Source organism: Enterobacter cloacae complex sp. IR5458 (assembly GCF_049238025.1).
In the GTDB taxonomy this organism is placed as follows: domain Bacteria; phylum Pseudomonadota; class Gammaproteobacteria; order Enterobacterales; family Enterobacteriaceae; genus Enterobacter; species Enterobacter kobei.
The window spans coordinates 129,511-155,369 of the sequence record NZ_JBMKIF010000003.1 but is presented as its reverse complement, the minus strand read 5'-3'; the positions used below and the strand labels follow the sequence as shown (position 1 = coordinate 155,369).

Genomic DNA, 25,859 nt, shown 5'->3' with positions numbered 1-25,859 from the left:
AAGACTGGCATTTTTTTTGGCTATTTAAAATCGACCGCCATTTGCTCCGGGATGGTCAATCCCCGGGTGGTCTGGACGCAGCGGGCGATATAATCCGTAAAACGCGGGGGTTTCGGCATTCCCATGCTGAGCAGCTTATCGTTGCTGAAGCGCACGTTCAGCGTGGCAAAGGCGCCGAATAAGCGCATCGCTCTCAGCATCAGGCGTTCGTTGCATGGACCAAAAATCGTTTTCAGCTCGCGGCGCATTCTGACCAGCGTTTCGTAGCTGACCTGCGCATACTTATCACCGACGGGCGCTTTCTCCAGCGCCTGCGCCATCGCCTGATCGATGTCTGCAAAGCGAACGCTGTTTTCTTCCCCGGCAGAAATATGCACCACCTCACCCGGACGCGCGTTGCTGCCGAGCAGCATTAACAGCGCGTCGGCGCAATAATCCACCGGCACTACGTCGATCCGGTCTTCCATTGAACACATAAACTTTTGCAGCATCAGGCCCATACTGAAGACCCAGAAGATGCTGCTCGACGGCGTGCAGCCGTGACGGGTATGGCCGACGACGATGGAGGGGCGGGCGATAAGAAGCGGCAGGTCCGGGCACGCCTGACGCATCAGCTTTTCAATGGTTGACTTCGAATAAGTGTATTCCACCAGATGTTCAGCATTTTCTCTAAATTCAGCACTTTCCGCGACCAGTGAATCCTGCTCCGGGGTGCATGACATTGCGGTGCCTACGTGCAGGAAACGCTGCAGTCCAGTGACCTGTTCCATGCGGCGTGCCAGCGCAAGGGTACCGTCGACGTTTACCTTCCAGATAAGCGGGTTGTTTCCAAATGAGGCGACAGCTGCGCAGTTAACCACATGCGTGACCTGGTTCAGTCGCGGATCGTTCAGAAAGGCCTCCGGCTGGCTGAGGTCGCCAATGAGAATATTCTCCACGCTCAGGGAAGCCAGTTTCTCCTCAGAAACGTTGAACTTACGCATGTTCTCCTGCACGCGCTCCAGCCCGCTTTGCGGATCGCCGGCGCGGGCAAGCAAAAGGAGTTTCACGGATTGATCGCTCGTCAGGATTTTTTCAAGTACTGCACCGCCCAGGAAACCGGTCACGCCTGTAATCAATAACATCTTCATTAATACCGTCTCATTATGATTGATGAGGCGGATTGTAGGCGCGCAAAAGTAAACGGCATTTAAATAATAAATCGCCGAAACAGGCTGCGTCTTAAGCTTATTTTAAGGAAAGGAAATCAGGTGGAGATATTGGACATTGCGGAAAGGTGAAAAATTCAATTTATAAGTATATTATATTTCAACTTTATGATTTGTATTGATTTTTATGCTTCAGGGATAGGGTGGTTACAGCATTGAAAATGTAATAAATAAAATATTTTGTTACACCAAACATTTCTCTGGAAAATAAATTAAATTTTGCTTAAGGGAAATTGAGTAACTTAAAAGCAGGCTAGTTTATGTAGCCTGCGTAATATTTTCAGAGCAGCAAAGGAAGCGTAGCGCTGGCTGTTTGCTGGCTAACATCCGCGTAATGGTTGTCCAGCGTAATAAGAGAGGTGGTCAGCAATTCGACCAGCAGCATGACACCCACCTTTGCATTGAGCGCGCCAGCGCTAAGCGGGCCTTCTGGCTTGGCGGCTACCAGTTGCATATCACTCAGGGAAGCCAGCGGGCTACGTGGCGTGTTGCTGAGCGCCAGAACCTTTACGCCGCGCTTGCGGGCCAGTTTCACCACATGAAGTAAATCCCGCGTAGAACCGGAACTGGAGATAGCCACGACCAGCGTTTCAGCCGAGAGCGTTGCCGCATTCATGGCTGCGCGGTGCATGTCGCTAAATAACTGTGCGGGTTTACCCAGCCTTAATAACTTGTAATGCAGATACTCACCGAGGATTGCGCTGGCCGCGACGCCATAGATCTGCACGGAGTGCGCCTGATGCAGTGCCAGTGCGGCTTTTTCAAGCAGCGCCCGGTCCAGGAGCCTGGCGGTATCCTGCAGAGCCAGGATTGACTCATCCACCACGTTATCAATTTCATCCCCGGCCTCTCGCGCGGGCTGACCCTGCTGAATATCCAGCGCCAGCGCCATTTTGAATTCGTTATAACCCTTGCAGCCCAGCGTCCGGCAAAGACGCGTCACGCTGGCCTCGCTGGTGTGACTCTCGCGCGCCAGTTCCGTGATCGTCAGGTAGAGCACTCGGGCGGGATCGCTGAGGACAAACTCGCCGAGTTTTTGTTGTGTTGGGCTGTACCCGGAAGCCTCCTGGCGGAGCTTCAGCAGCAGATTTTCATGGTCCGACATGCCAGGTCCTTAATGCGTTTCTCTGTGACTAGTGTGACGGAAAGCGGGGGAAAGATGCCAGTCATTTTGAAAAAGTATGATCGGTCTCCTGGTTTTTGATGATAATTTTCACTATTAAATATTTATATGGTAAAAATTTTCATCAATAAATGAGGGGATGAAAAAATGATGCAAATGTTCAGTGGAGCCTCTTCGGGGGGATGGTTTGAAAAAGCGCAGCGCTTCGGCAAATCGTTTATGTTGCCCATCGCCGTGTTGCCTGCGGCGGGTCTGCTGCTTGGGATAGGCGGCGCGTTGTCGAATCCCAATACGCTAACGGCCTATCCGTTTTTAGATGTGGGCTGGCTGCAGGCGGTTTTCACCATCATGAGCAGTGCAGGTTCCATCGTATTTGCGAACCTCTCGGTGCTGTTTGCGGTTGGGGTGGCCGTTGGGCTGGCAAAAAGTGATAAAGGCACGGCAGGGCTGGCGGCGTTACTGGCGTTTCTGGTGATGAACGCCACCATCAACGCGCTGCTGATCCTCACCGGCAAACTGGCGCAGGAAAACCCGGGGGCCGTGGGGCAGGGGATGACGCTGGGGATTCAGACGCTGGAAACGGGTGTATTTGGCGGCGTAGTGATTGGTCTCGTGACCTGCGCGTTGCATCACCGGTTTAATAAAATTGCCCTTCCGCAGTTCCTGGGCTTCTTTGGCGGCTCGCGCTTTGTCCCGATTATCAGCTCGCTGGCGGCGATACTCGTCGGCGCGCTGATGACCGTGGTCTGGCCGCATTTCCAGAAACTGATCTTTGGTCTGGGCGGGCTGGTAGACGCCACTGGTTATCTGGGCACCCTGCTGTACGGCTTCATTTTACGCATGCTGGGCCCGTTCGGGTTGCACCACATCTTCTATCTTCCGTTCTGGACCACGGCCCTTGGCGGCAGCGAGATCGTCAATGGTCATCTGGTGGAGGGTACGCAGCGTATCTTCTTTGCCCAACTGGCTGACCCGACGACGCGTCAGTTTTATGAAGGCACGTCGCGCTTCATGTCCGGGCGCTTTATTACGATGATGTTTGGCCTGCTCGGCGCGTGTCTGGCGATGTACCACACGGCAAAACCCGAGAACAAAAAGCGGGTTGCCGGGCTGCTGCTCTCTGCGGCGTTAACCTCTTTCCTGACGGGCATTACCGAGCCCATCGAGTTCTCCTTCCTGTTTATTGCGCCGGTGCTTTACGTCATCCATGCGCTGTTTGACGGGCTGGCGTTCATGCTTGCACATATGCTGCATATCACCATCGGGCAAACCTTCTCCGGCGGTTTTATCGACTTCGTGCTGTTCGGTATTTTGCAGGGGGAGGCCAAAACCAACTGGATGTTCGTTCCGCTGGTCGGCGTGCCGTGGTTCTTCCTTTACTACTTCACCTTCCGCTACCTGATTAACCGTTTTGATTTCGCCACGCCGGGCCGTGAAAAGACGGCGATGGTTGATGAAGTGAGTCTGCCGCAAAGCGAGCGTGCTGCGGCGGTGATCGCCGGATTAGGTGGAAAAGACAATCTGGACGAGGTGGACTGCTGCGCCACGCGCCTTCGCGTCACGGTCAAAGACGGCAGCAAGGTGGATGACGCGGCGCTGAAAGCGACCGGCGCGCGCGGCGTTATCGTGCGCGGTAACGGGGTTCAGGTCATTTATGGCCCGCACGTCACCATTATCAAAAACGAAGTGGAAGAGATTTTATCGTAATGAAAACTGTACTGGATAACCTGAAGGGAAAACTGGTCGTCTCCTGTCAGGCGCTGGAGAATGAACCGCTGCATAGCCCGTTTATTATGTCGCGGATGGCGCTGGCGGCGGCGCAGGGCGGGGCCGCTGCCATTCGTGCCAACAGCGTGGTGGATATCGAGGCCATTAAGCAGCAGGTCTCTTTGCCTGTCATCGGCATCATCAAACGGGATTACCCGGAAAGCGAAGTGTTTATCACCGCCACGATGAAAGAGGTGGATGAGCTCATGGCCGTCGCTCCGGAAATCATAGCCCTTGATGCCACGGCCAGGGAGCGTCCCGGTGGGGAATCCCTGGAAACGCTGGTCATGCGCATCCGCTCGCGCTACCCCTCGGTACTGCTGATGGCGGATATTTCCACCGTGGACGAAGCCGTGACGGCGCAGGCGCTGGGCTTTGACTGCGTCGGCACGACGCTTTACGGCTATACGGCGGAAACGGCGGGCCATTTGCTTCCGGAGAACGACTGCGCGTTCCTGAAGGCCGTGCTGGCGGCCGTGACGGTTCCCGTGGTTGCCGAAGGGAACGTGGATACGCCTGAACGCGCGGCCCGGTGCCTGGCGCTGGGGGCGCACACGGTCGTCGTCGGCGGCGCGATCACCCGTCCACAGCAAATTACCGAACGGTTTATGGCGGCGATTAGCGCGCAAAGCACCGATGGAGCATGACCATCCGGCGGGGATCTGCGATACTTATCGTTTATCCCCTTAACTGAGATGACTATGCAGTACCCGATTAACGAGATGTTCCAGACCCTGCAAGGCGAGGGTTACTTTACCGGTGTTCCCGCTATCTTTATTCGTTTACAGGGATGCCCGGTTGGCTGTGCCTGGTGTGATACCAAACATACGTGGGATAAGCTCGCAGATCGGGAAGTGTCGCTGTTTAGCATTCTGGCGAAAACCAAAGAGAGCGATAAGTGGGGCGCGGGCAGTTCAGAAGATCTGCTGGCGATTATTGGTCGTCAGGGCTGGACGGCGCGCCATGTGGTGATCACCGGCGGTGAACCCTGTATCCACGATCTGACTCCGCTGACCGAGCTGCTCGAAAAGAACGGCTACAGCTGCCAGATTGAAACCAGCGGCACCCACGAAGTGCGCTGCTCTCACTCTACCTGGGTGACGGTTTCGCCAAAAGTGAATATGCGCGGCGGGTATGACGTGCTCTCTCAGGCGCTGGAACGCGCGGATGAGATTAAGCACCCGGTAGGGCGCGTGCGCGATATCGAAGCGCTGGACGAACTGCTGGCGACGCTGACGGATGAAAAGCAGCGGGTGATTGCCCTGCAGCCTATCAGCCAGAAAGAAGATGCGACGCGTCTGTGTATTGAAACCTGCATCGCGCGTAACTGGCGCCTGTCGATGCAGACGCACAAGTACCTGAATATAGCCTAAAAAAAGCCCGGTTTTGCCGGGCTATTTTTTTACTCTCCGCGATACACGCAGCCTGCCGTGCAGGTCTCTTTGATCATCACCGCGCTCAGCAGTGGTACCAGCGGCTTCATCTGATCCCAAATCCATTTTGCCAGCACTTCGCTGGTCGGGTTTTCAAGGCCCGGGATCTCATTCAGATAGTAGTGATCCAGACGGTCGTAGGTCGGTTTAAACGCGGCCTTCAGTTCGGCAAAATCCATGATCCAACCGGTATGCGGATCAACTTCACCGGTGATCTCAAGACGCACCATAAACGAATGCCCATGCAGACGGCCACATTTATGCCCTTCAGGAACATGCGGAAGGTGGTGGGCGGCTTCGAAGGTGAAATCTTTAAACAGTGTGGTGGACATGATCGCTCTCAGTAATGCGGAAAAAACCGCCGCATAGTACCGGAAAGCACAATTTTTAGCATTAACTAAAACGGCTCTGAAGGCGCAGCCATGGTGGTAAGGTGCTTTTTTGGTTTTTAACTATTTATTTTCAATGAGTTAGTTAACCTGTTTTATCGCTAAGAACGATAACTAAAACAGGTTAGTCCATTTGGTTATTTATTATTTCCATCCCTTCTTTAATTGTTATTATCCTCGCCGTTAACCTTATCTTCAGTTTGGATTTATTCGCTTAAAGTCCGCTTGGCTACTGGAACATAACGACGCATGACAACACAGGCCCCACCATCAAATTTGCTTCCCCTGAACCCGGAGCAACTGGCGCGCCTTCAGGCTGCCACCTCTGATTTTTCTCCCACTCAGCTTGCCTGGGTCTCCGGTTATTTCTGGGGAATGCTCAATCAGCAGCCTGGCGCTGTCGCGGGCGCACCGGCAACGGCTGTGGAAATTCCCGCTATTACGCTGATTTCCGCCTCGCAGACGGGCAACGCCCGCCGCGTGGCCGAAGCGTTGCGTGACGACCTGCTGGCCGCCAAACTGAACGTGAACCTGGTCAACGCCGGCGATTATAAATTTAAGCAAATCGCGTCAGAAAAGCTGCTGGTGGTGGTCGCCTCTACCCAGGGCGAAGGTGAACCCGCTGAAGAAGCGGTAGCGCTGCATAAGTTTCTGTTCTCGAAAAAAGCCCCAAAACTGGATGGCACGGCGTTTGCCGTGTTTGGTCTGGGCGATACCTCCTATGAATTCTTCTGTCAGTCCGGTAAAGACTTCGACAGTAAGCTGGCGGAGCTCGGCGCAGAGCGCCTGCTGGACCGCGTCGACGCGGATGTGGAATACCAGACTGCCGCCGCCGAATGGCGCGCGCGCATCGTTGAGGTGCTGAAAGCGCGCGTGCCGAAAGAGACGCCGGCGCAGGCCGCATTGACCTCAGCGGGCGTCGTCAACGATATCCATACCAGCCCTTACACGAAAGAAGCACCGCTGGCGGCAAGCCTGTCGGTGAACCAGAAAATCACTGGCCGCGACTCGGAAAAAGACGTGCGTCATATCGAAATCGATCTCGGTGACTCTGGCCTGCGTTATCAGCCTGGCGATGCGCTGGGCGTCTGGTATCAGAACGATCCGGCGCTGGTGAAAGAGCTGGTTGAGCTGCTGTGGCTGAAAGGTGATGAGCCTGTCACCGTTGACGGCAAAACCCAGTCGCTTTCTGATGCGCTGCAGTGGCATTTCGAACTGACGGTCAACACTCCGAACATCGTCGAAAATTACGCCACCTTAACGCGCAGTGAATCGCTGCTGCCGCTGGTGGGCGACAAAGCGAAACTGCAGCATTACGCCGCGACGACGCCGATTGTCGATATGGTGCGCTTCTCTCCGGCGCAGCTGGATGCCGATGCAGTGGTCGGGCTGCTGCGTCCATTGACCCCGCGCCTCTACTCCATCGCCTCTTCTCAGGCAGAGGTGGAGAGCGAAGTGCATATCACCGTGGGCGTGGTGCGTTATAACATCGAAGGCCGCGCCCGTGCGGGTGGGGCATCAAGTTTCCTGGCGGACCGCGTGGAAGAAGAGGGTGAAGTGCGCGTCTTTATCGAGCACAACGACAACTTCCGTCTGCCGGCAAACCCGGAAACCCCGGTGATCATGATTGGTCCAGGCACCGGTATTGCGCCGTTCCGCGCCTTTATGCAGCAACGTGCGGCGGACGACGCGGCAGGCAAAAACTGGCTGTTCTTCGGTAACCCGCACTTTACCGAAGATTTCCTCTACCAGGTTGAGTGGCAGCGTTACGTCAAAGAGGGCGTGCTGACCCGTATCGATCTGGCCTGGTCCCGCGACCAGAAAGAAAAAGTCTACGTACAAGACAAACTGCGCGAACAGGGCGCAGAGCTGTGGCGCTGGATCAATGACGGTGCCCACATTTATGTCTGCGGCGACGCCAATCGCATGGCGAAAGACGTTGAGCAGGCACTGCTGGAAGTGATTGCCGAATTCGGTGGTATGGATGCCGAAACGGCGGATGAATTTTTAAGTGAGCTGCGCGTTGAGCGCCGTTATCAGCGAGATGTCTACTAATGAGCGAAAAACATCCAGGGCCACTGGTGGTCGAAGGTAAACTGACAGACGCCGAGCGCATGAAGCTGGAAAGCAACTACCTGCGCGGCACCATTGCTGAAGATTTGAATGACGGTCTCACCGGCGGTTTTAAAGGTGACAACTTCCTGCTGATCCGTTTCCACGGTATGTACCAGCAGGACGACCGCGATATTCGCGCTGAGCGTGCCGAACAGAAGCTGGAGCCGCGTCATGCGATGCTGCTGCGCTGCCGTCTGCCGGGTGGGGTCATCACCACCAAACAGTGGCAGGCGATTGATAAATTCGCTGGCGAAAACACGATCTACGGCAGCATCCGCCTGACCAACCGTCAGACCTTCCAGTTCCACGGTATTCTGAAGAAGAACGTGAAGCCGGTGCACCAGATGCTGCACTCCGTTGGGCTGGACGCACTGGCTACTGCCAACGACATGAACCGTAACGTGCTTTGCACGTCGAACCCGTACGAGTCTGAGCTGCATGCCGAAGCGTATGAGTGGGCGAAGAAGATCTCTGAGCATCTGCTGCCGCGCACCCGCGCCTATGCAGAGATTTGGCTCGATCAGGAGAAAGTCGCGACCACCGATGAAGAACCGATTCTCGGCCAGACCTATCTGCCGCGTAAGTTCAAAACCACGGTCGTGATCCCGCCGCAGAACGATATTGACCTGCACGCCAACGACATGAACTTCGTGGCGATTGCCGAAAACGGCAAGCTGGTCGGCTTTAACCTGCTGGTGGGCGGGGGCCTGTCCATTGAGCACGGTAACAAGAAAACCTACGCCCGCACCGCGAGCGAGTTCGGCTTCCTGCCGCTGGAGCACACGCTGGCGGTGGCGGAAGCCGTGGTCACGACCCAGCGCGACTGGGGTAACCGTACCGACCGTAAAAACGCGAAGACCAAATACACCCTCGAGCGCGTGGGGGTGGAGACGTTCAAAGCGGAAGTGGAGCGGCGCGCGGGGATCAAATTTGAGCCAGTCCGTCCTTACGAATTCACCGGTCGCGGGGATCGTATTGGCTGGGTGAAAGGTATCGACAATAAATGGCATCTGACGCTGTTTATCGAAAATGGTCGAATTCTGGATTATCCGGGCCGTCCGCTGAAAACCGGTCTGCTGGAAATTGCGAAGATCCACAAAGGCGAGTTCCGCATTACCGCTAACCAGAACCTGATCATTGCCGGCGTGCCGGAGAGCCAGAAGGCGAAGATCGAGACGCTGGCGCGCGATCATGGGTTGATGGATGCGGTCAAACCGCAGCGTGAAAACTCCATGGCCTGCGTGTCGTTCCCGACCTGTCCGCTGGCGATGGCCGAAGCGGAACGTTTCCTGCCGTCATTTACTGACAAAGTGGAAGCGATTCTGGAAAAACACGGCATTCCGGACGAGCATATTGTTATGCGAGTGACCGGCTGCCCGAACGGCTGCGGCCGCGCGATGCTGGCCGAGCTGGGGCTGGTGGGGAAAGCGCCGGGTCGCTATAACCTGCATCTGGGCGGTAACCGTATCGGCACACGTATTCCGCGTATGTTCCGCGAGAACATCACCGAGCCGGAAATCCTTGATTCCATCGATGAGCTTGTCGGGCGCTGGGCGAAAGAGCGCGAAGCGGGTGAAGGCTTCGGCGACTTTACGGTGCGTGCGGGCATCATTCGCCCGGTGCTCGATCCCGCAAGGGATTTCTGGGAGTAACCACGAGAGGTAATTATGTCCGTACTCGATCTAAACGCCCTTAACGAACTGCCAAAAGTCGAACGCATTCTGGCACTGGCAGAAACCAACGCCCAACTGGAAAAGCTCGACGCCGAAGGGCGCGTGGCCTGGGCGCTGGAAAACCTGCCGGGAGACTATGTGCTTTCGTCGAGCTTTGGTATTCAGGCGGCGGTGAGTTTGCATCTGGTGAATCAGATCCGTCCGGACATTCCGGTAATCCTCACCGACACCGGCTACCTGTTCCCGGAAACCTACCATTTTATTGACGAGCTGACGGACAAGCTCAGGCTGAACCTGAAAATCTACCGCGCGACGGAAAGCGCGGCCTGGCAGGAAGCACGCTACGGCAAGCTGTGGGAGCAGGGCGTTGAGGGCATTGAGAAATACAATGAGATCAACAAAGTCGAGCCGATGAACCGGGCACTGAAAGAGCTTAACGCGCAGACGTGGTTTGCAGGGTTGCGCCGTGAGCAATCCGGCAGCCGTGCCACGCTGCCGGTGCTGGCAGTCCAGCGCGGAGTCTTTAAGGTGCTGCCGATTATCGACTGGGATAACAGGACGGTGTACCAGTACCTGCAAAAACACGGGCTGAAGTACCATCCGCTGTGGGACCAGGGCTACCTGTCAGTTGGAGACACCCACACCACGCGCAAATGGGAACCGGGAATGGCGGAAGAAGAGACGCGATTCTTTGGGCTGAAGCGCGAGTGCGGGTTGCACGAAGGGTAATTCCTTAACCGCCCTCTCCCTGTGGGAGAGGGTTGGGGTGAGGGCATCAGGCCGCGCTATACTTAAAAACTTCAACCTTTCCCCGCCTTCGCCAGCTCCTTCACCAGCGGCAGCATCACTTTCACCACGTCCCGGCTGCGGTGTTCAATGCGCTGCGGCAGGGCGCTATCAATATGCTGCTGATTATCCAGCATCACGTTATGCCAGCTTGTCCCGTCCGGGAAGGCTTTCGATTTTCCCCGTTGCTGGTAGCCATCTTTTTTCCCCAGCGCCCAGTTGGTTGCTTCCACGTACAGGACCGGAATGCCCGCTTTATCGAACACTTCGCCGTCGTTGCAGCAGCCCGTTCCTCGCGGATAATTTGGATTGCCGCCCGGGTTGCTGGCGGCATACACCCCGTGGCTGCGGGCAATGGCGAGCGCCCGGTCACGCGTCAGTTTACGCACGCTACCCGGTGTACTCTGCCCGCTGTTGAAATACAGTTTATCGCCGACAATCAGGTTATCGAGGTTAATTACCAGCAGCGTATTTTTCTTCTCTTCAGCGCTCATGCGTTTAAGGAGATTCTCAGCGCCGAGCTTACCCTCCTCTTCACCGCTGGTGGCAACGAAACGAATGCCATATTGCGTCGGAATGTTCTTCATTCGCTCGGCCAGTTCGAGCATCACGCCAAGACCCGCTGCGTTATCGTCCATGCCCTGCAGCGTCAGCCCGCCGAGGTTGTTATCGGTGTCGGCATCGCTGAGCGGTGCGTAAGTATCGAGATGCGCCATGATAATAATCTGTTCCGCCGCGCGACCTTCGTGAGCCGCAATAACCGTACTGCCGGTCACGTTGTGCCAGTTTTGTGTTTTATTGCGCGAGGTATAGATATAGCGGCTGTGAAACGACCGGATATCGCTCTGGTAACCCATATCAGCAAATTGCTGGCGAATATAGTCAGCAGAGAGCATTTCCGCAGGTGAACCGGTCATGCGGCCAGGGAAAACGGTGGCAATATGCCGCGCCTGCTGAGTGGCGATTTCACCATAGGGTTGATTTTTTGCCTGAGCCGGAAGAATAAAGCAAACGCCTAGCGCCAGGGCAGCAACACAGTGGCGCGTTGCGGAAAACATAGTGAGTCCTTAAAAACAGAGCAAAATTTTAACTGGCCTAGTATGAAACTGTGATCGCCCATACACAATTTGAATTGCTCTTAAATGCCCGAAAATTCGCGTGTTAAGCACTTTTTGATATTAACTTTTTCACATCGTTATTCCATTGAGTAACTACTCATTCCAATTCGTAATTTCATTCGGTCTAAGCCGCCCCCTATAGTCCCTCTATTCCTCGTTGTTAGTGAGTTGTTGCCTGTGGACTATCTGCCCTTATTTGCCGCGATTAAAGAGAAACCGGTGCTGGTTGTTGGCACGGGTGAAATTGCCGATCGCAAAATCGCGTTTTTGCAACGTGCGGGGGCGCAGGTGCGGGTAGTGGCAGAAGCGGATTTTGACGAATCACAAATCGACAGCGTAGTGCTGGTAATAGCGGCGACCGAAGATCGCGACCTGAACCGTCGTGTTTCCGACGCCGCTCAGGCCCGTTACCGCCTGGTGAACGTGGTGGACGACCAGCCGTTATGCTCGTTTATCTTCCCGTCGATCGTTGACCGTTCGCCGCTTCTGGTGGCGATCTCCTCCGGCGGTACTGCTCCGGTGCTGGCGCGCGTGCTGCGGGAAAAAATCGAAGCACTGCTGCCGACAAGCCTCGGGCGCATGGCGGAGACAGCCAGCTACTGGCGTAACCATCTGAAGACCCGGCTGACCAGCGTGGCGGAACGTCGTCGCTTCTGGGAGCGGGTGTTTCGCGGCCGCTTTGCCAGCCTGATGCAGGCCGGCAATGAGACGGCGGCGCAGAAAATTCTCGAAGACGAACTGGACAACCCTGGCAGTACGAACGGGGAGATCATTCTGGTGGGCGCGGGGCCGGGCGATGCCGGGCTTCTGACGCTGCGTGGCCTTCAGGTGCTGCAGGACGCGGACGTGGTGTTCTACGACCATCTGGTCACCGACGGCGTACGCGAGCTGATCCGTCGCGACGCGGAGCAGATCTGCGTCGGCAAACGGGCAGGCGAGCACTCTGTGCCGCAGCACGACACCAATCAGATGCTGATTGCTGCCGCTAAAGCGGGCAAAACCGTGGTGCGTCTGAAAGGGGGCGATCCGTTTATCTTCGGACGCGGCGGAGAAGAGTTGCAGGCGGCAGCCGAAGCGGGCGTGCCGTTCCAGGTGGTGCCTGGCATTACGGCGGCATCAGCAGTAACGGCCTATGCCGGTATTCCGCTGACCCATCGCGATTATGCGCAGAGCGTCACGTTTGTGACCGGGCACTACAAGGCCGACAGCACGCCGTTTGACTGGTCGCATCTCGCCCAGAGCCGGCAAACGCTGGCGATATACATGGGCACGATGAAAGCCGCAGACATCAGCGAACAGCTGATTCAGCACGGTCGCGAGGCAACGACGCCCGTTGCCGTGATTTCTCGTGGCACCCGCGTCGATCAGCATGTTGCTATCGGCACATTACTCGAACTTGCAGACCTGGCGAAAGATGCCCCGATGCCCGCCCTGATCGTGGTGGGGGAAGTGGTACAGCTGCACAGTACGCTCGCCTGGTTTCAACATACTACAGACTCAGAGGGGTTTGGTTCCTCTGTGGTGAATCTGGCTTAAGGAACGGTTATGGACCAAAAACGACTTACTCACCTGCGGCAGCTCGAAGCGGAAAGTATCCATATTATCCGCGAAGTGGCAGCCGAATTTTCTAACCCGGTGATGATGTACTCCATCGGTAAAGATTCCAGCGTCATGCTGCATCTGGCGCGTAAAGCGTTTTATCCGGGTACGTTGCCGTTCCCGCTGCTGCACGTCGATACCGGCTGGAAATTCCGAGAAATGTACGAATTCCGCGACCGTACCGCAAAAGCTTACGGCTGCGAGCTGCTGGTGCATAAAAACCCGGAAGGGGTGGCGATGGGCATTAACCCCTTCGTGCACGGCAGCGCCAAACACACGGATATCATGAAAACCGAAGGGCTGAAGCAGGCGCTGAACAAATACTGCTTTGATGCCGCCTTCGGCGGCGCGCGCCGTGACGAAGAGAAGTCTCGTGCTAAAGAGCGTATCTACTCTTTCCGCGATCGTTTCCACCGCTGGGATCCGAAAAATCAGCGCCCGGAGCTGTGGCACAACTACAACGGCCAGATCAACAAAGGCGAAAGCATCCGCGTTTTCCCGCTCTCCAACTGGACCGAGCTGGATATCTGGCAGTACATCTATCTGGAAAATATCGAGATCGTTCCGCTGTATCTGGCGGCTGAGCGTCCGGTGCTCGAGCGCGACGGCATGCTGATGATGATCGACGACGATCGCATCGACCTGCAGCCGGGCGAAGTCATCAAAAAACAGATGGTGCGTTTCCGTACCCTCGGCTGCTGGCCGCTGACCGGCGCGGTGGAATCCAACGCGCAGACGCTGCCGGAGATCATTGAAGAGATGCTGGTGTCGACCACCAGTGAGCGACAGGGGCGCGTGATTGACCGCGACCAGGCAGGCTCCATGGAGCTGAAGAAACGTCAGGGTTATTTCTAAGGAGCCGCCATGAACACCACTATTGCTCAACAAATTGCCAACGAAGGCGGCGTGGAAGCGTATCTGCACGCGCAACAACACAAAAGTCTGCTGCGTTTTCTGACCTGCGGCAGCGTGGATGACGGGAAAAGTACCCTGATTGGTCGCCTGTTGCACGATACACGCCAGATATACGAAGATCAGCTCTCTTCTCTGCACAACGACAGCAAACGTCATGGTACCCAGGGTGAAAAACTCGACCTGGCGCTGCTGGTGGATGGTTTGCAGGCGGAGCGCGAGCAGGGCATCACCATTGACGTGGCCTATCGCTATTTCTCAACGGAGAAGCGCAAATTTATTATCGCCGACACCCCGGGGCACGAGCAGTATACCCGTAATATGGCGACCGGCGCGTCGACCTGCGACCTGGCGATCCTGCTGATCGACGCCCGTAAAGGCGTGCTGGATCAAACCCGTCGTCACAGCTTTATCTCCACGCTGTTGGGGATCAAACACCTGGTCGTGGCGGTCAACAAGATGGATCTGGTGAACTTCAGCGAAGAGAAATTTGAGGAGATCCGCCAGAGTTACCTGACCTTTGCCGAACAGCTGCCGGGTAATCTGGATATCCGCTTCGTGCCGCTTTCCGCGCTGGAAGGCGATAACGTCGCCTCCCAGAGCGCGAATATGCCGTGGTACAGCGGCCCGACGCTGCTGGAAGTGCTGGAGACCGTTGAAATTCAGCGCGTGGTTGATACCCAGCCGATGCGCTTCCCGGTGCAGTACGTTAACCGTCCAAATCTCGATTTCCGCGGCTTCTCCGGCACGATTGCCTCCGGCTCCGTGAAGGTGGGCCAACGTGTCAAAGTGCTGCCCTCCGGCGTCGAATCGGCAATCGCGCGCATCGTGACGTTCGACGGCGACCTGCAGGAAGCCGGGGCAGGGGAGGCGGTCACCCTGGTGCTGAAAGACGAGATTGATATCAGCCGGGGCGACCTGCTGGTCGACGCGCAGGAAACGCTGGCAGCCGTGCAGGGCGCGTCTGTGGATGTGGTCTGGATGGCGGAACAGCCGCTGACCGCAGGCCAGAGCTACGACATCAAAATTGCGGGCAAGAAAACGCGCGCCCGCGTGGACGGCATTCAGTTCCAGGTGGACATCAACAATCTCACCCAGCGTGACGTGAGCGAGCTGCCGCTGAACGGTATTGGCCTGGTGGATCTGACTTTCGATGAGCCGCTGGTGCTGGATCCGTATCAGCAGAACCCGGTAACGGGCGGCCTGATCTTTATCGACCGTCTGACTAACGTCACCGTTGGCGCGGGGATGGTTCGTGAGCCAAACGAGCAGGCGACCGTCGCCTCTGAATTCAGCGCCTTCGAACTGGAGCTGAACGCGCTGGTGCGTAAGCACTTCCCGCACTGGGGCGCCCGCGATCTGCTGGGAGGCAAATAATGGCCGCACATGATGAGAACGTCGTCTGGCATCCTCATCCGGTCACCGTCGCGCAGCGTGAGCAACTCCACGGACATCGTGGGGTTGTGCTGTGGTTTACCGGGCTGTCTGGCTCCGGTAAATCCACGGTAGCGGGCGCGCTGGAAGAGGCGCTGCATCAGAGGGGCGTGAGCACCTACCTGCTGGACGGGGATAATGTCCGTCATGGTCTGTGCAGCGATTTAGGCTTCAGCGACGACGACCGCAAAGAGAATATTCGCCGGGTGGGAGAAGTCGCCAGCCTGATGGCGGATGCCGGGCTGGTGGTGTTAACGGCGTTTATCTCGCCGCATCGTGCTGAGCGCCAGATGGTGCGTGAGCGCGTGGGGCCGGATCGCTTTATCGAAGTGTTTGTCGATACGCCACTGGCGGTCTGCGAAGCTCGCGACCCGAAAGGGCTGTACAAAAAAGCGCGTGCCGGCGAACTGCGCAACTTCACAGGAATTGACGCGGTTTACGAAGCGCCTGAATCGCCTGAGATTCACCTGGAAGGTCAACAATTGGTAACAAATTTAGTAAGCCAATTATTAGACCTGCTCAGACGGGACGATATTATCAGATCCTGAGGCGGTATCGTTCGGGAGCTGTCTTTCCGAACGATGAGTCACGGTCACAGGATTAGCTATGCGCAACAGTGAAAACTACATTATCACCACCGGGTCGGAGCCGCTCGCGACCGACGACGAAACGACCTGGTCATTTCCCGGGGCCATTATTGGCTTCGTCTCCTGGTTGCTGGCGCTTGGCATCCCGTTTCTTATGTATGGCGGCAATACGCTGTTCTTCTTCCTCTACACCTGGCCTTTCTTCCTGGCGCTGATGCCCGTCGCGGTTGTCGTCGGCATTGCTTTGCACTCCCTGTTCAATGGCAGACTCCTGTATAGTGCCGTGTTCACTATCGCCGCCGTAGTCATCATATTTGGGCTGCTATTTTTATGGCTGATGGGTTAACTTGCGGCATAATTAAAACCCCAGAGTAGAGTCCAGCGGAAAGTTATGGGATGATGAAGCCGTTTTTTCAGGGGGCAGGATGGGTAAACTAACGCTGCTGTTGCTGGCTTTGCTGATTTGGCTGCAATACTCGTTGTGGTTCGGTAAGAACGGACTGCACGACTACAGCCGGGTGAGCGATGACGTCGCGGCTCAGCAGGCAACAAACGCCAAACTTAAGGCGCGTAACGATCAACTCTTTGCTGAAATTGATGACCTCAATGGCGGGCAGGAGGCGATTGAGGAACGCGCACGCAATGAACTCAGTATGACTAAGCCGGGCGAAACCTTTTATCGTCTGGTTCCGGATGCGTCTAAACGCAATCAGGGCTCAGCACAAAATAATCGATAATCAGGCCCAGGATTACGACATGGCAGCAACTTTTTCGGACGTCTGTGCCGTGGTGCCGGCCGCAGGTTTTGGCCGGCGCATGCAAACAGAGTGTCCCAAGCAGTACCTTTCAATTGGTGATAAAACGATCCTCGAGCACGCCGTGGCGGCGCTGCTGGCGCACCCTCGGGTGACGCGAGCGATCATTGTCATCAGCCCCGGCGATGCGCGTTTTGCGCAGCTACCGCTGGCAAACCATCCACAGATTACCGTTGTTGACGGCGGCGCCGAGCGCGCCGATTCCGTGCTGGCGGGCATTCAGGCTGCCGGAGACGCGCCGTGGGTGCTGGTGCACGACGCCGCACGTCCGTGTCTGCATCAGGACGATCTCGCGCGCCTGCTGGCGCTGAGTGAAACCAGTAAAGTGGGGGGCATCCTGGCCGCTCCGGTGCGTGACACCATGAAGCGCGCCGAGCCTGGCAAGCCGGCTATCGCCCACACCGTTGAGCGCGTCGATCTCTGGCACGCGCTGACGCCACAATTTTTCCCCCGCGAATTACTCCACGACTGCTTAACGCGTGCGCTTAAAGAAGGGGCGACCATCACGGATGAAGCCTCCGCGCTGGAGTATTGCGGTTTTCACCCCGAACTGGTTGAAGGACGCGCTGATAATATAAAAGTGACGCGCCCGGAAGATTTACAGCTCGCGGAATTTTATCTTACCCGTTCGACCCATCAGGAGAAGGCATAATGCGAATTGGACACGGTTTTGATGTACACGCCTTTGGCGGAGAAGGCCCAATTATCATTGGCGGCGTACGTATTCCTTACGAAAAAGGTCTGCTGGCGCATTCTGATGGCGACGTGGCGTTGCATGCGCTGACCGACGCCCTGCTGGGTGCCGCTGCGCTGGGGGATATCGGCAAGCTGTTCCCGGACACCGATCCGGCGTTTAAGGGGGCAGACAGCCGCGAACTGCTGCGCGAAGCCTGGCGCCGCATTCAGGCCAAAGGCTATACGCTGGGCAACGTCGACGTGACGATCATCGCTCAGGCGCCGAAAATGCTGCCGCATATACCGCAGATGCGCGTGTTTATTGCTGAGGATCTGGGCTGTCACATGGACGACGTGAACGTCAAAGCCACCACCACCGAGAAGCTGGGCTTTACCGGTCGCGGCGAGGGCATTGCCTGTGAAGCGGTGGCGCTGCTGGTGAAGGCCGCCAAATGACGGACTTCGATAACCTGACTTATCTGCACGGTAAACCGCTGGGTTCTGGCATGCTGAAGGCCAGTCCTGAAGATTTCGTGGTGGTTGAGGATTTGGGGTTTGAGCCGGACGGTGAAGGCGAACATATCCTGGTACGAATTCTTAAAAACGGCTGCAATACCCGGTTTGTGGCCGATGCGCTGGCAAAATTCCTCAAAATTCATGCCCGCGAGGTGAGCTTCGCCGGACAGAAAGATAAACACGCCGTCACCGAACAGTGGCTGTGCGCGCGCGTTCCCGGCAATACGATGCCTGATTTAAGCCAGTTTGAGCTGGAAGGCTGTAAAGTGCTGGAATACGCCCGTCACAAGCGCAAACTGCGCCTGGGGGCGTTGAAAGGCAATGCGTTTACGCTGGTATTGCGTGAAGTGTCCGACCGTTCAGACGTTGAAAAACGCCTCAACGCCATCAATGAACGCGGCGTACCGAACTACTTTGGCGCCCAGCGCTTTGGCATTGGCGGCAGTAACCTGCAGGGCGCGCTGCGCTGGGCACAAAGCGATGCGCCGGTGCGCGACAGGAATAAGCGCAGTTTTTGGTTGTCGGCGGCCCGCAGTGCGTTGTTTAATCAGATTGTGAGCGAAAGGCTGAAAAAACCGGACGCGAATCAAGTTGTTGTTGGCGATGCGCTACAATTAGCGGGACGCGGAAGCTGGTTTGTGGCAACGGCCGACGAAATGGCCGATGTGCAGTCGCGCGTGGACGCGAAATCGCTGATGATTACCGCCGCGTTACCCGGCTCCGGTGAGTGGGGGACGCAGGGCGACGCGCTGAGCGCTGAGCAGACGGCTGTCGCCGATGCGCAGGCATTACAATCTTTGCTGGTGCGGGAAAAAGTCGAAGCAGCACGCCGCGCGATGCTGCTCTACCCGCAGCAGCTAAGCTGGAACTGGTGGGATGACGTCACCGTCGAGTTACGCTTCTGGCTGCCGGCCGGTAGCTTTGCCACCAGCGTTGTCAGGGAACTTATCAACACCTCGGGTGATTATGCGAATATTGCTGAGTAACGATGACGGGATCCACGCGCCAGGCATTCAGACCCTGGCGAAGCACCTCCGTGAATTTGCGGATGTGCAGGTTGTGGCGCCCGATCGTAACCGCAGTGGAGCGTCTAACTCACTGACCCTGGAGTCGTCGCTTCGCACCTTTACCTTTGAAAATGGCGAAATTGCCGTACAGATGGGCACACCGACCGACTGCGTCTTTCTGGGCGTGAATGCCCTGATGCGACCGCGTCCGGATATTGTTGTCTCCGGTATTAATGCCGGGCCGAACCTCGGCGACGACGTGATTTACTCCGGTACCGTGGCGGCCGCAATGGAAGGTCGTCATCTGGGGTTCCCGGCGCTGGCGGTTTCGTTAAACGGCCACACGCACTACGACACCGCCGCCGCGGTGACCTGCTCGATCCTGCGGGCGCTCGGCCGCGAGCCGCTGCGTACCGGGCGTATTCTGAACATCAACGTGCCGGATCTCCCGCTGGATGAAATTAAAGGCATTCGCGTCACACGGTGCGGCAGCCGTCATCCGGCCGATCAGGTGATCCCGCAGCAGGATCCTCGCGGCAACACGCTTTACTGGATTGGCCCTCCTGGCGATAAGTGCGATGCGGGTCCGGATACCGACTTTGCCGCTGTGGATGAAGGCTATGTTTCTGTTACGCCACTGCACGTAGATTTAACGGCGTATAGTGCGCAAGATGTGGTGTCGGGCTGGCTGGATCGCGCAGGAGTGAACGCGCAATGGTAAGCAAACGTGTACAAACTCTTCTGGAACAACTTCGCGCACAGGGGATCCGCGACGAGCATGTGCTTGAAGCGCTTGCCCAGGTTCCGCGTGAGAAATTTGTAGACGAGGCGTTTGAACACAAAGCGTGGGAAAACGTGGCGCTGCCTATTGGGCAAGGCCAGACGATTTCGCAGCCTTACATGGTGGCGCGCATGACGGAGCTGCTTGAGCTCACGCCCAATTCGCGCGTGCTGGAGATTGGCACCGGCTCGGGTTATCAGACCGCGATCCTGGCGCATCTGGTGCACCATGTCTGCTCCGTTGAGCGGATTAAAGGTTTACAGTGGCAGGCGCGTCGTCGCCTGAAACAACTTGATTTACACAATGTTTCGACACGACACGGTGATGGATGGCAGGGTTGGCAGGCTCGCGCCCCGTTCGACGCCATCATCGTGACGGCAGCCCCGCCTGAAATTCCTGCAGCCCTGTTGTCGCAGCTGGATGAGGGGGGCATTCTTGTTCTGCCCGTCGGCGATGAGCAGCAGCTCCTGAAGCGCGTTCGTCGACGTGGCGGCGAGTTTATTATCGACACCGTGGAAGCCGTGCGCTTTGTGCCTCTGGTAAAGGGGGAGTTGGCCTGAGACTCGGATTTATCCAGGGTTATTAAGGCAAATTCAGCGTATGGTGTGGCGCGAAAGATTCGTGCCATCACGGTAAATTTTAAGTCACTGGTAGTTAACACATTCCTGGGGGATAAATGAGCGCGGGAAGCCCTAAATTCACCATCAGCCGTGTTGCGGCATTATCACTGGTTTCGCTCTGGCTGGCTGGCTGTACAAGTTCTAACAACGCGCCTGCGCCCGTCAGTTCCGTCGGAGGAAACAGCGGCTCCGGTAACACATCCAGCGGAATGTTAATCACGCCGCCACCTAAAATGGGGACGGCTGCGCAGCAGCAAACACCACAAATTCAGCCTGTGCAACATCCTGTTACACAGCCAATGCAGGTTCAGCCAGTTGAACAGCCTGTTCAGACCCAAAATGGCCGCATAGTGTATAACCGCCAGTATGGGAACATTCCGAAAGGCAGCTATACCGGCGGCAGCACCTATACCGTGAAGCGCGGCGATACGCTGTTCTATATTGCCTGGATCACCGGGAACGATTTCCGTGACCTCGCGCAGCGTAACAACGTCCAGGCCCCGTATGGTCTGGAGGTTGGGCAAACGCTCCAGGTGGGCAACGCAACGGGTACGCCACTGACGCCTGGCAACACGGTTTCAGCGGCCGATGTGACCGCACAAAATAACAGCGTTAAGCCTGCACAAAAATCCACCACGGTGGTTGCTTCACAACCTGTAATTACGTATTCTGAGGATTCAGGTGATCAGACTGCTAACAAAATGTTGCCGAATAATAAAGGGACTGCGACTACTGTCACAGCACCGGTTACGGCACCTGTGGTTAGCTCTACTGAACCGACTGCAAGCAGTCAGAATGCCAGCTCGTCAATCAATACCTGGCGCTGGCCAACTGACGGCAAGATTATCGAAAACTTCGCCACTTCTGAGGGTGGGAACAAAGGGATCGATATCGCAGGCAGTAAAGGACAGGCTATCATCGCGACCGCAGACGGACGCGTTGTGTATGCCGGTAACGCGCTGCGCGGTTACGGTAATCTTATCATCATCAAACACAATGATGATTACCTGAGTGCCTACGCCCATAACGACACAATGCTGGTCCGGGAACAACAAGAAGTTAAGGCGGGGCAAAAAATCGCTACCATGGGTAGCACCGGAACCAGTTCTACACGCTTGCATTTTGAAATTCGTTACAAGGGGAAATCCGTAAACCCGCTGCAGTATTTGCCGCAGCGATAATTTGACGGGGCATGCCAGCCAGGGTGTCTCGTTCAGGGATCACGGGTAGGAGCCACCTTATGAGTCAGAATACGCTGAAAGTTCATGATTTAAATGAAGATGCGGAATTTGATGAGAACGGAGTAGAGGCTTTTGACGAAAAAGCCTTAGTAGAAGAGGAACCCAGTGATAACGATTTGGCTGAAGAAGAGCTGTTATCGCAGGGCGCCACACAGCGTGTACTGGACGCGACTCAGCTTTACCTTGGGGAGATTGGTTACTCCCCACTGCTAACGGCCGAAGAAGAAGTCTATTTCGCACGTCGTGCTTTGCGTGGTGATGTTGCCTCGCGTCGTCGCATGATCGAAAGTAACCTGCGACTGGTCGTGAAAATTGCCCGCCGTTACGGCAATCGTGGTCTGGCTCTGCTGGATCTGATTGAAGAGGGCAACTTGGGTCTCATCCGCGCAGTTGAGAAGTTTGACCCGGAACGCGGGTTCCGTTTCTCAACCTACGCGACCTGGTGGATTCGTCAGACCATCGAACGGGCTATTATGAACCAGACCCGTACGATCCGCCTGCCGATCCACATCGTCAAAGAGTTGAACGTGTATCTGCGTACCGCGCGCGAGTTGTCCCATAAACTGGACCACGAGCCAAGCGCAGAAGAAATTGCCGAACAACTCGATAAACCGGTTGATGACGTAAGCCGTATGCTGCGTCTCAACGAGCGCATTACCTCCGTTGACACCCCGTTGGGTGGCGACTCCGAAAAAGCGCTGCTGGACATCCTGGCCGATGAAAAAGACAACGGTCCGGAAGACACCACGCAGGACGATGACATGAAACAGAGCATCGTCAAATGGCTGTTCGAACTGAACGCCAAACAGCGTGAAGTGCTGGCACGTCGTTTCGGTTTACTGGGGTATGAAGCTGCGACACTGGAAGATGTTGGCCGCGAAATTGGTCTGACTCGTGAACGTGTTCGTCAGATTCAGGTTGAAGGTCTGCGCCGCCTGCGTGAAATCCTGCAGGGGCAAGGTCTGAATATCGAAGCGCTGTTCCGCGAATAAGCAACTTTTCGTCAAAAAAGGCCCGTCGTGAGACGGGCCTTTTTCTTTTGTGCTATGGCTGCGCCGTTTCGTGCAGCAGACGCCATGTGATCCTGCCATCTCCCTGATTCAGCACTGCGGTTGACCAGCGCACGTTGATGGGGTGATCCGGGCGGGTTTGCGTCTCCCGGTAGTGAAGCACCGCGCCATCATCCCAGCTCTGTCGCGTCGATAATTCGTCAATGACGATCTTAAGCCCAGGACGACTTCCGCGCTGGTTATCCAGAAAACGAACAAGCCCGTTGTAGTCTATATGGACCCCACCGGGTGGGATCATCAGAAAATCAGACCGAAAACGGGCGAGCAGGGCGTCGGAATCGCCTTCGCCTTTGCCTAGCCAGTTTTCAAGTGCAATGTGGAGGTCGATAATCTCGTGTTCGAAAGGCGTCATGAATTCTCCTGTCGCAGCTGGGTGAGCACCTGCGTATTGTTAAGACGAAAAACGTACAGTACAGGCAGTAAGGTCATGCCTGCGGCAAAAATAAACATCCCGTGCCACGCGGCGAGCGGGGGTAGCCAGGCCTGCGCAAGGTTCAGGACCTGTGCCAGCAGCAGGGTACCCACAAAAAAGCTCAACTGACGATTAAGATTCCACAGCGCACTGGCATCCGGCATATCTTCCCGGCGCGTTGTCAGAAAAGCGCTGCTCTGAGCCGTGCTGCTGCAAAGACTTCCCCCTGCACCCATCAACACAAACGCAAGGGTGGGTAACAGCTCTGTACTGGCCGGACCGACGCTCAGTAAAAGCAGAACGCCCAGCGCCTGGAGCAGACAGCCTGTGACGACAAGGGGACGAGGACCAATACGGTTAAAATAGCGTCCCGTTGCCGTGATAGCGACAAACGATGCCACAGACCACGGCAGCATCAGCATTCCCGTTGCGCCGGGTGTCATATTGGCCTCGCTCTGAAGGTAATACATACCCGTGACGTTCACACCAATAAATATGCCTGGTACACAGACATAGACCAGCATGGAAAAACGCAAAAGCGGGTCCGCAAGTAAAGGCAGGTTTAGCAGCCGGCTTGCTTTCATCGCGGGCTGTTCGTGTTTAAGCCACAAACAGCCCAGAACAAAGGTCACGATGGCAACCGGGAGCGTGGCGAAAAATATCCATCGCCAGCTTAGCGTTTGCACCAGCACGCCTCCGAGAGCAGGGGAGCAGGCGGGGGCAAGCAGTGCGACCAGCATAACCGCTGAGGAGAGTCTGGCTCGCTCGTGAGGCTTAAACTGTTGCCAGGTCAACGCCTGTCCAACGGGAATCAATAAGCCTCCTCCCACCCCCTGCAACACTCGCCAGGCAATCAGGCTTTCCAGCGTGGCAGACAAGCCTGCCGCAGCAGAGGCAGCGCTGAACAGAAAAAGCGAGAGCAGGATGACGCGCTTCGGTCCGATTCGGCGCGTGAGCACGCTGCTAAACGGGATCACCAGCGTCAGACCAGCAATGTACCCGTTACTGACCCAGGCAAGTGCTGAAGGCGTGGCGTGAAAGGCGTGAGCCATTGCCGGAAAAGCGACGCTGGCAATAAACATGTTAATCAAATCAAGAAAAAAGCCCAGCAGATAGACAACGGCGACTTTGCTGCGATAGGTCATGGTGGTTCCTCCCGTGAGGAGGCGTATCGTATCGACGCGCCAGGTACGGATAAACCAGACAAAGCGCGATATACTGTCAAAAATATTTTGACGGTAAAAGGCGTGATGATGATTAACTTACAGCGGACGCAGATGTTTGTTGCGGTGGCAGACACCGGCAGTTTCACTGCGGCAGCTGAGGCGATGGGGCTGACAAAAGCCGTGGTCAGCTTTAATATTCGTCAGCTCGAAGCCGAACTGGGCGTTACCCTGTTGCTGCGATCCACCCGCCGCCTGACGTTAACCGACGCGGGTACTCTTTTTCATCAACGCAGCGTCGCGCTTCTGAAGGATGCAGAACAGTTGCAGGATGATGTCCGCGCGAATCATGCCGGGCTCACCGGGGAGTTGCGGATCACGACCACGCCTGAGTATGGCTCACAGGTCGTGGTGCCGATGCTGGCAAGGTTCAGCCAGCAGCACCCGGATCTTCGCGTGCGTCATGTTTCGTCATCACTGCATGCCGACCTTATCTCAGAGCGCTTTGATGTGGCTATCCGATTGGGAACGCTTACCGATTCACGCTATCACGCTGCATTGATCGCGCACTTTTCGATCCTGCCCGTTGCGACACCCGAGTGGCTCGGTACTCATCCGATCGCATCGCTGGCGCAGCTTGCCCATGCGGACTGGATTATCCACGAGCGCTTAACCTCGCCGCTGCGCTGGCAGGTGAAAAATGCCGGTGGTTTGCCCGACACGCTGGAGATAAAAAAAGCGCCGCGCCTGTTTGCCGACAGTGCGCAGGCTCTTATGGCCTTTGCACTCGCCGGAGGTGGAGTGGCATTACTGCCGGAATGGCTGGTGCGCGATGCGCTGGATACGGGAAAACTGGTGCCGGTTTTACCGGAATATACCTTCGCGCGGCAGGGCATTTACGCGGTTTATCCGGATGCCCGGCACGTGCCGGCGAAAGTACGCACCTTTATTGATTTTATGCGCGCCAGCGTGAATTAATCGTGCATCATTTTCTTGATAAGCGCGGAGAACTGCTCCCGCTCGGCCTGACTCAGGCGCCCTAAAAATGCCTCATCTACTTCATTGCTTACCGGCTTGCAGCCTTCAAGCAGGGCTTCGCCTTCTGGTGTCAGGAAGACAAACCGGCGGCGCTTATCGGCGGGGTCATGCTCGCGTTTGACCAGCCCGCGCGCCTCCATGCGGCTCAGCATTTCCGCCAGGGTCGCTTTCGTACTGACTGCCACTTCGGTCAATGCCACCTGTTCAATGCCCGGATGCTCGGCAACAGAGCGCATAACCGCATACTGCGGCTTGGTTAGCTCCGGTAAGGCATGTTGCCACTGCGCGGTATGCTGTTGAAAAAGCTGACGTAACAGGTGGAACGCCTCTTGTCTTAGTTCCATGAACACTCCGACGGAAAAAATCTCCCCCTATGA

At 56.3% G+C, this 25,859-nt stretch carries 27 protein-coding genes; 20 read left to right on the top strand and 7 right to left on the bottom strand.

From position 1 onward, the window contains the following. Positions 1-20: 20 nt before the first annotated feature. Both ACOTYN_RS03630 and ACOTYN_RS03625 read right to left on the bottom strand, forming a co-directional pair. Positions 21-1,130 carry an SDR family oxidoreductase gene (locus tag ACOTYN_RS03630; protein WP_332956424.1) on the bottom strand — a complete coding sequence of 370 codons (1,110 nt, stop codon included), beginning with the start codon at positions 1,128-1,130 and terminating at the stop codon, positions 21-23. Between the two features lie 358 nt (positions 1,131-1,488). Beyond that, on the bottom strand, positions 1,489-2,313 hold the full coding sequence (locus ACOTYN_RS03625) for a MurR/RpiR family transcriptional regulator (protein WP_045134133.1): 825 nt from the start codon (positions 2,311-2,313) through the stop codon (positions 1,489-1,491). 165 nt (positions 2,314-2,478) lie between these two features. Here ACOTYN_RS03625 and ACOTYN_RS03620 point away from each other — a divergent pair, with 165 nt between their 5' ends. The 3 genes from ACOTYN_RS03620 to queE are packed head-to-tail and all read left to right on the top strand — an operon-like array spanning position 2,479 to position 5,471. Next, positions 2,479-4,038, top strand: a complete 1,560-nt coding sequence (locus ACOTYN_RS03620; RefSeq protein ID WP_014885042.1) for a maltose/glucose-specific PTS transporter subunit IIC — start codon at positions 2,479-2,481, stop codon at positions 4,036-4,038. After that, positions 4,038-4,745, top strand: coding sequence for an N-acetylmannosamine-6-phosphate 2-epimerase (locus ACOTYN_RS03615; protein WP_014885041.1), 708 nt, complete (start codon positions 4,038-4,040; stop codon positions 4,743-4,745). The genes ACOTYN_RS03620 and ACOTYN_RS03615 overlap by 1 nt, the downstream gene beginning before the upstream one ends. A 54-nt stretch (positions 4,746-4,799) precedes the next feature. Continuing rightward, positions 4,800-5,471: a 7-carboxy-7-deazaguanine synthase QueE gene (queE, locus tag ACOTYN_RS03610; RefSeq protein ID WP_014885040.1), complete on the top strand. Its 672-nt coding sequence runs from the start codon at positions 4,800-4,802 to the stop codon at positions 5,469-5,471. 29 nt (positions 5,472-5,500) lie between these two features. Here the strand turns inward: queE and queD are convergent, their stop codons facing one another. Continuing rightward, positions 5,501-5,863, bottom strand: coding sequence for a 6-carboxytetrahydropterin synthase QueD (queD, locus tag ACOTYN_RS03605; protein WP_014885039.1), 363 nt, complete (start codon positions 5,861-5,863; stop codon positions 5,501-5,503). Between the two features lie 306 nt (positions 5,864-6,169). Between queD and cysJ the strand changes: the two genes are divergently transcribed. Genes cysJ through cysH form a run of 3 tightly spaced genes read left to right on the top strand, consistent with a single transcriptional unit; the run spans position 6,170 to position 10,437 of the window. Next, positions 6,170-7,975, top strand: a complete 1,806-nt coding sequence (cysJ, locus tag ACOTYN_RS03600; protein ID WP_332956426.1) for an NADPH-dependent assimilatory sulfite reductase flavoprotein subunit — start codon at positions 6,170-6,172, stop codon at positions 7,973-7,975. Next, a complete protein-coding gene (cysI, locus tag ACOTYN_RS03595; RefSeq protein ID WP_014885037.1) occupies positions 7,975-9,687 on the top strand; it encodes an assimilatory sulfite reductase (NADPH) hemoprotein subunit in 1,713 nt (570 codons plus the stop codon). The genes cysJ and cysI overlap by 1 nt, the downstream gene beginning before the upstream one ends. 15 nt (positions 9,688-9,702) lie before the next feature. Continuing rightward, the gene (gene cysH / locus ACOTYN_RS03590; RefSeq protein WP_071922939.1) at positions 9,703-10,437 is read left to right on the top strand and encodes a phosphoadenosine phosphosulfate reductase; all 735 of its coding nucleotides are present in this window, start codon (positions 9,703-9,705) and stop codon (positions 10,435-10,437) included. A gap of 71 nt (positions 10,438-10,508) precedes the next feature. Here cysH and ACOTYN_RS03585 read toward each other — a convergent pair whose 3' ends face one another. Beyond that, a complete protein-coding gene (locus tag ACOTYN_RS03585; protein ID WP_014885035.1) occupies positions 10,509-11,552 on the bottom strand; it encodes an aminopeptidase in 1,044 nt (347 codons plus the stop codon). 237 nt (positions 11,553-11,789) lie between these two features. Here ACOTYN_RS03585 and cysG point away from each other — a divergent pair, with 237 nt between their 5' ends. From cysG to rpoS, 13 genes are all read left to right on the top strand, one after another. Continuing rightward, positions 11,790-13,148, top strand: a complete 1,359-nt coding sequence (gene cysG, locus ACOTYN_RS03580) for a siroheme synthase CysG (protein ID WP_071922940.1) — start codon at positions 11,790-11,792, stop codon at positions 13,146-13,148. Between the two features lie 9 nt (positions 13,149-13,157). Then, positions 13,158-14,066, top strand: a complete 909-nt coding sequence (cysD, locus tag ACOTYN_RS03575; protein WP_071922941.1) for a sulfate adenylyltransferase subunit CysD — start codon at positions 13,158-13,160, stop codon at positions 14,064-14,066. A 9-nt stretch (positions 14,067-14,075) separates the two neighbouring features. After that, positions 14,076-15,500 carry a sulfate adenylyltransferase subunit CysN gene (cysN, locus tag ACOTYN_RS03570; protein WP_014885033.1) on the top strand — a complete coding sequence of 475 codons (1,425 nt, stop codon included), beginning with the start codon at positions 14,076-14,078 and terminating at the stop codon, positions 15,498-15,500. Next, positions 15,500-16,105, top strand: coding sequence for an adenylyl-sulfate kinase (gene cysC / locus ACOTYN_RS03565; protein ID WP_023331188.1), 606 nt, complete (start codon positions 15,500-15,502; stop codon positions 16,103-16,105). The genes cysN and cysC overlap by 1 nt, the downstream gene beginning before the upstream one ends. Positions 16,106-16,163: 58 nt before the next feature. Further along, the gene (locus tag ACOTYN_RS03560; protein WP_014885031.1) at positions 16,164-16,490 is read left to right on the top strand and encodes a DUF3561 family protein; all 327 of its coding nucleotides are present in this window, start codon (positions 16,164-16,166) and stop codon (positions 16,488-16,490) included. A gap of 79 nt (positions 16,491-16,569) precedes the next feature. After that, entirely contained in the window at positions 16,570-16,881 is a 312-nt protein-coding gene (gene ftsB, locus ACOTYN_RS03555; protein WP_008499609.1) for a cell division protein FtsB, read from the top strand. A gap of 19 nt (positions 16,882-16,900) precedes the next feature. Beyond that, positions 16,901-17,611 (top strand): 2-C-methyl-D-erythritol 4-phosphate cytidylyltransferase, encoded by a 711-nt coding sequence (ispD, locus tag ACOTYN_RS03550; RefSeq protein WP_332956430.1) that lies wholly within the window; start codon positions 16,901-16,903, stop codon positions 17,609-17,611. Beyond that, positions 17,611-18,090, top strand: a complete 480-nt coding sequence (ispF, locus tag ACOTYN_RS03545) for a 2-C-methyl-D-erythritol 2,4-cyclodiphosphate synthase (protein ID WP_006811766.1) — start codon at positions 17,611-17,613, stop codon at positions 18,088-18,090. The genes ispD and ispF overlap by 1 nt, the downstream gene beginning before the upstream one ends. Continuing rightward, positions 18,087-19,136 carry a tRNA pseudouridine(13) synthase TruD gene (truD, locus tag ACOTYN_RS03540; protein ID WP_023338755.1) on the top strand — a complete coding sequence of 350 codons (1,050 nt, stop codon included), beginning with the start codon at positions 18,087-18,089 and terminating at the stop codon, positions 19,134-19,136. Before ispF ends, truD begins: the two co-directional genes overlap by 4 nt. Next, positions 19,117-19,878 carry a 5'/3'-nucleotidase SurE gene (surE, locus tag ACOTYN_RS03535; RefSeq protein ID WP_332956432.1) on the top strand — a complete coding sequence of 254 codons (762 nt, stop codon included), beginning with the start codon at positions 19,117-19,119 and terminating at the stop codon, positions 19,876-19,878. The genes truD and surE overlap by 20 nt, the downstream gene beginning before the upstream one ends. Then, positions 19,872-20,498: a protein-L-isoaspartate(D-aspartate) O-methyltransferase gene (locus tag ACOTYN_RS03530; protein WP_014885027.1), complete on the top strand. Its 627-nt coding sequence runs from the start codon at positions 19,872-19,874 to the stop codon at positions 20,496-20,498. Before surE ends, ACOTYN_RS03530 begins: the two co-directional genes overlap by 7 nt. Before the next feature lie 116 nt (positions 20,499-20,614). After that, the gene (gene nlpD / locus ACOTYN_RS03525) at positions 20,615-21,739 is read left to right on the top strand and encodes a murein hydrolase activator NlpD (RefSeq protein WP_332956434.1); all 1,125 of its coding nucleotides are present in this window, start codon (positions 20,615-20,617) and stop codon (positions 21,737-21,739) included. Between the two features lie 59 nt (positions 21,740-21,798). Next, on the top strand, positions 21,799-22,791 hold the full coding sequence (rpoS, locus tag ACOTYN_RS03520; RefSeq protein ID WP_008499600.1) for an RNA polymerase sigma factor RpoS: 993 nt from the start codon (positions 21,799-21,801) through the stop codon (positions 22,789-22,791). 52 nt (positions 22,792-22,843) lie between these two features. Here the strand turns inward: rpoS and ACOTYN_RS03515 are convergent, their stop codons facing one another. Beyond that, positions 22,844-23,221, bottom strand: coding sequence for a DUF4440 domain-containing protein (locus ACOTYN_RS03515; protein WP_332956436.1), 378 nt, complete (start codon positions 23,219-23,221; stop codon positions 22,844-22,846). Continuing rightward, positions 23,218-24,426: an MFS transporter gene (locus ACOTYN_RS03510; protein ID WP_332956438.1), complete on the bottom strand. Its 1,209-nt coding sequence runs from the start codon at positions 24,424-24,426 to the stop codon at positions 23,218-23,220. Before ACOTYN_RS03510 ends, ACOTYN_RS03515 begins: the two co-directional genes overlap by 4 nt. 108 nt (positions 24,427-24,534) lie before the next feature. On the opposite strand from ACOTYN_RS03510, the gene ACOTYN_RS03505 reads away from it, so the two are divergent. Further along, positions 24,535-25,422 carry a LysR family transcriptional regulator gene (locus tag ACOTYN_RS03505; protein WP_045134139.1) on the top strand — a complete coding sequence of 296 codons (888 nt, stop codon included), beginning with the start codon at positions 24,535-24,537 and terminating at the stop codon, positions 25,420-25,422. Here the strand turns inward: ACOTYN_RS03505 and ACOTYN_RS03500 are convergent. After that, positions 25,419-25,826, bottom strand: coding sequence for a MarR family winged helix-turn-helix transcriptional regulator (locus ACOTYN_RS03500; protein WP_023331181.1), 408 nt, complete (start codon positions 25,824-25,826; stop codon positions 25,419-25,421). The genes ACOTYN_RS03505 and ACOTYN_RS03500 overlap by 4 nt on opposite strands. Positions 25,827-25,859 lie beyond the last annotated feature (33 nt).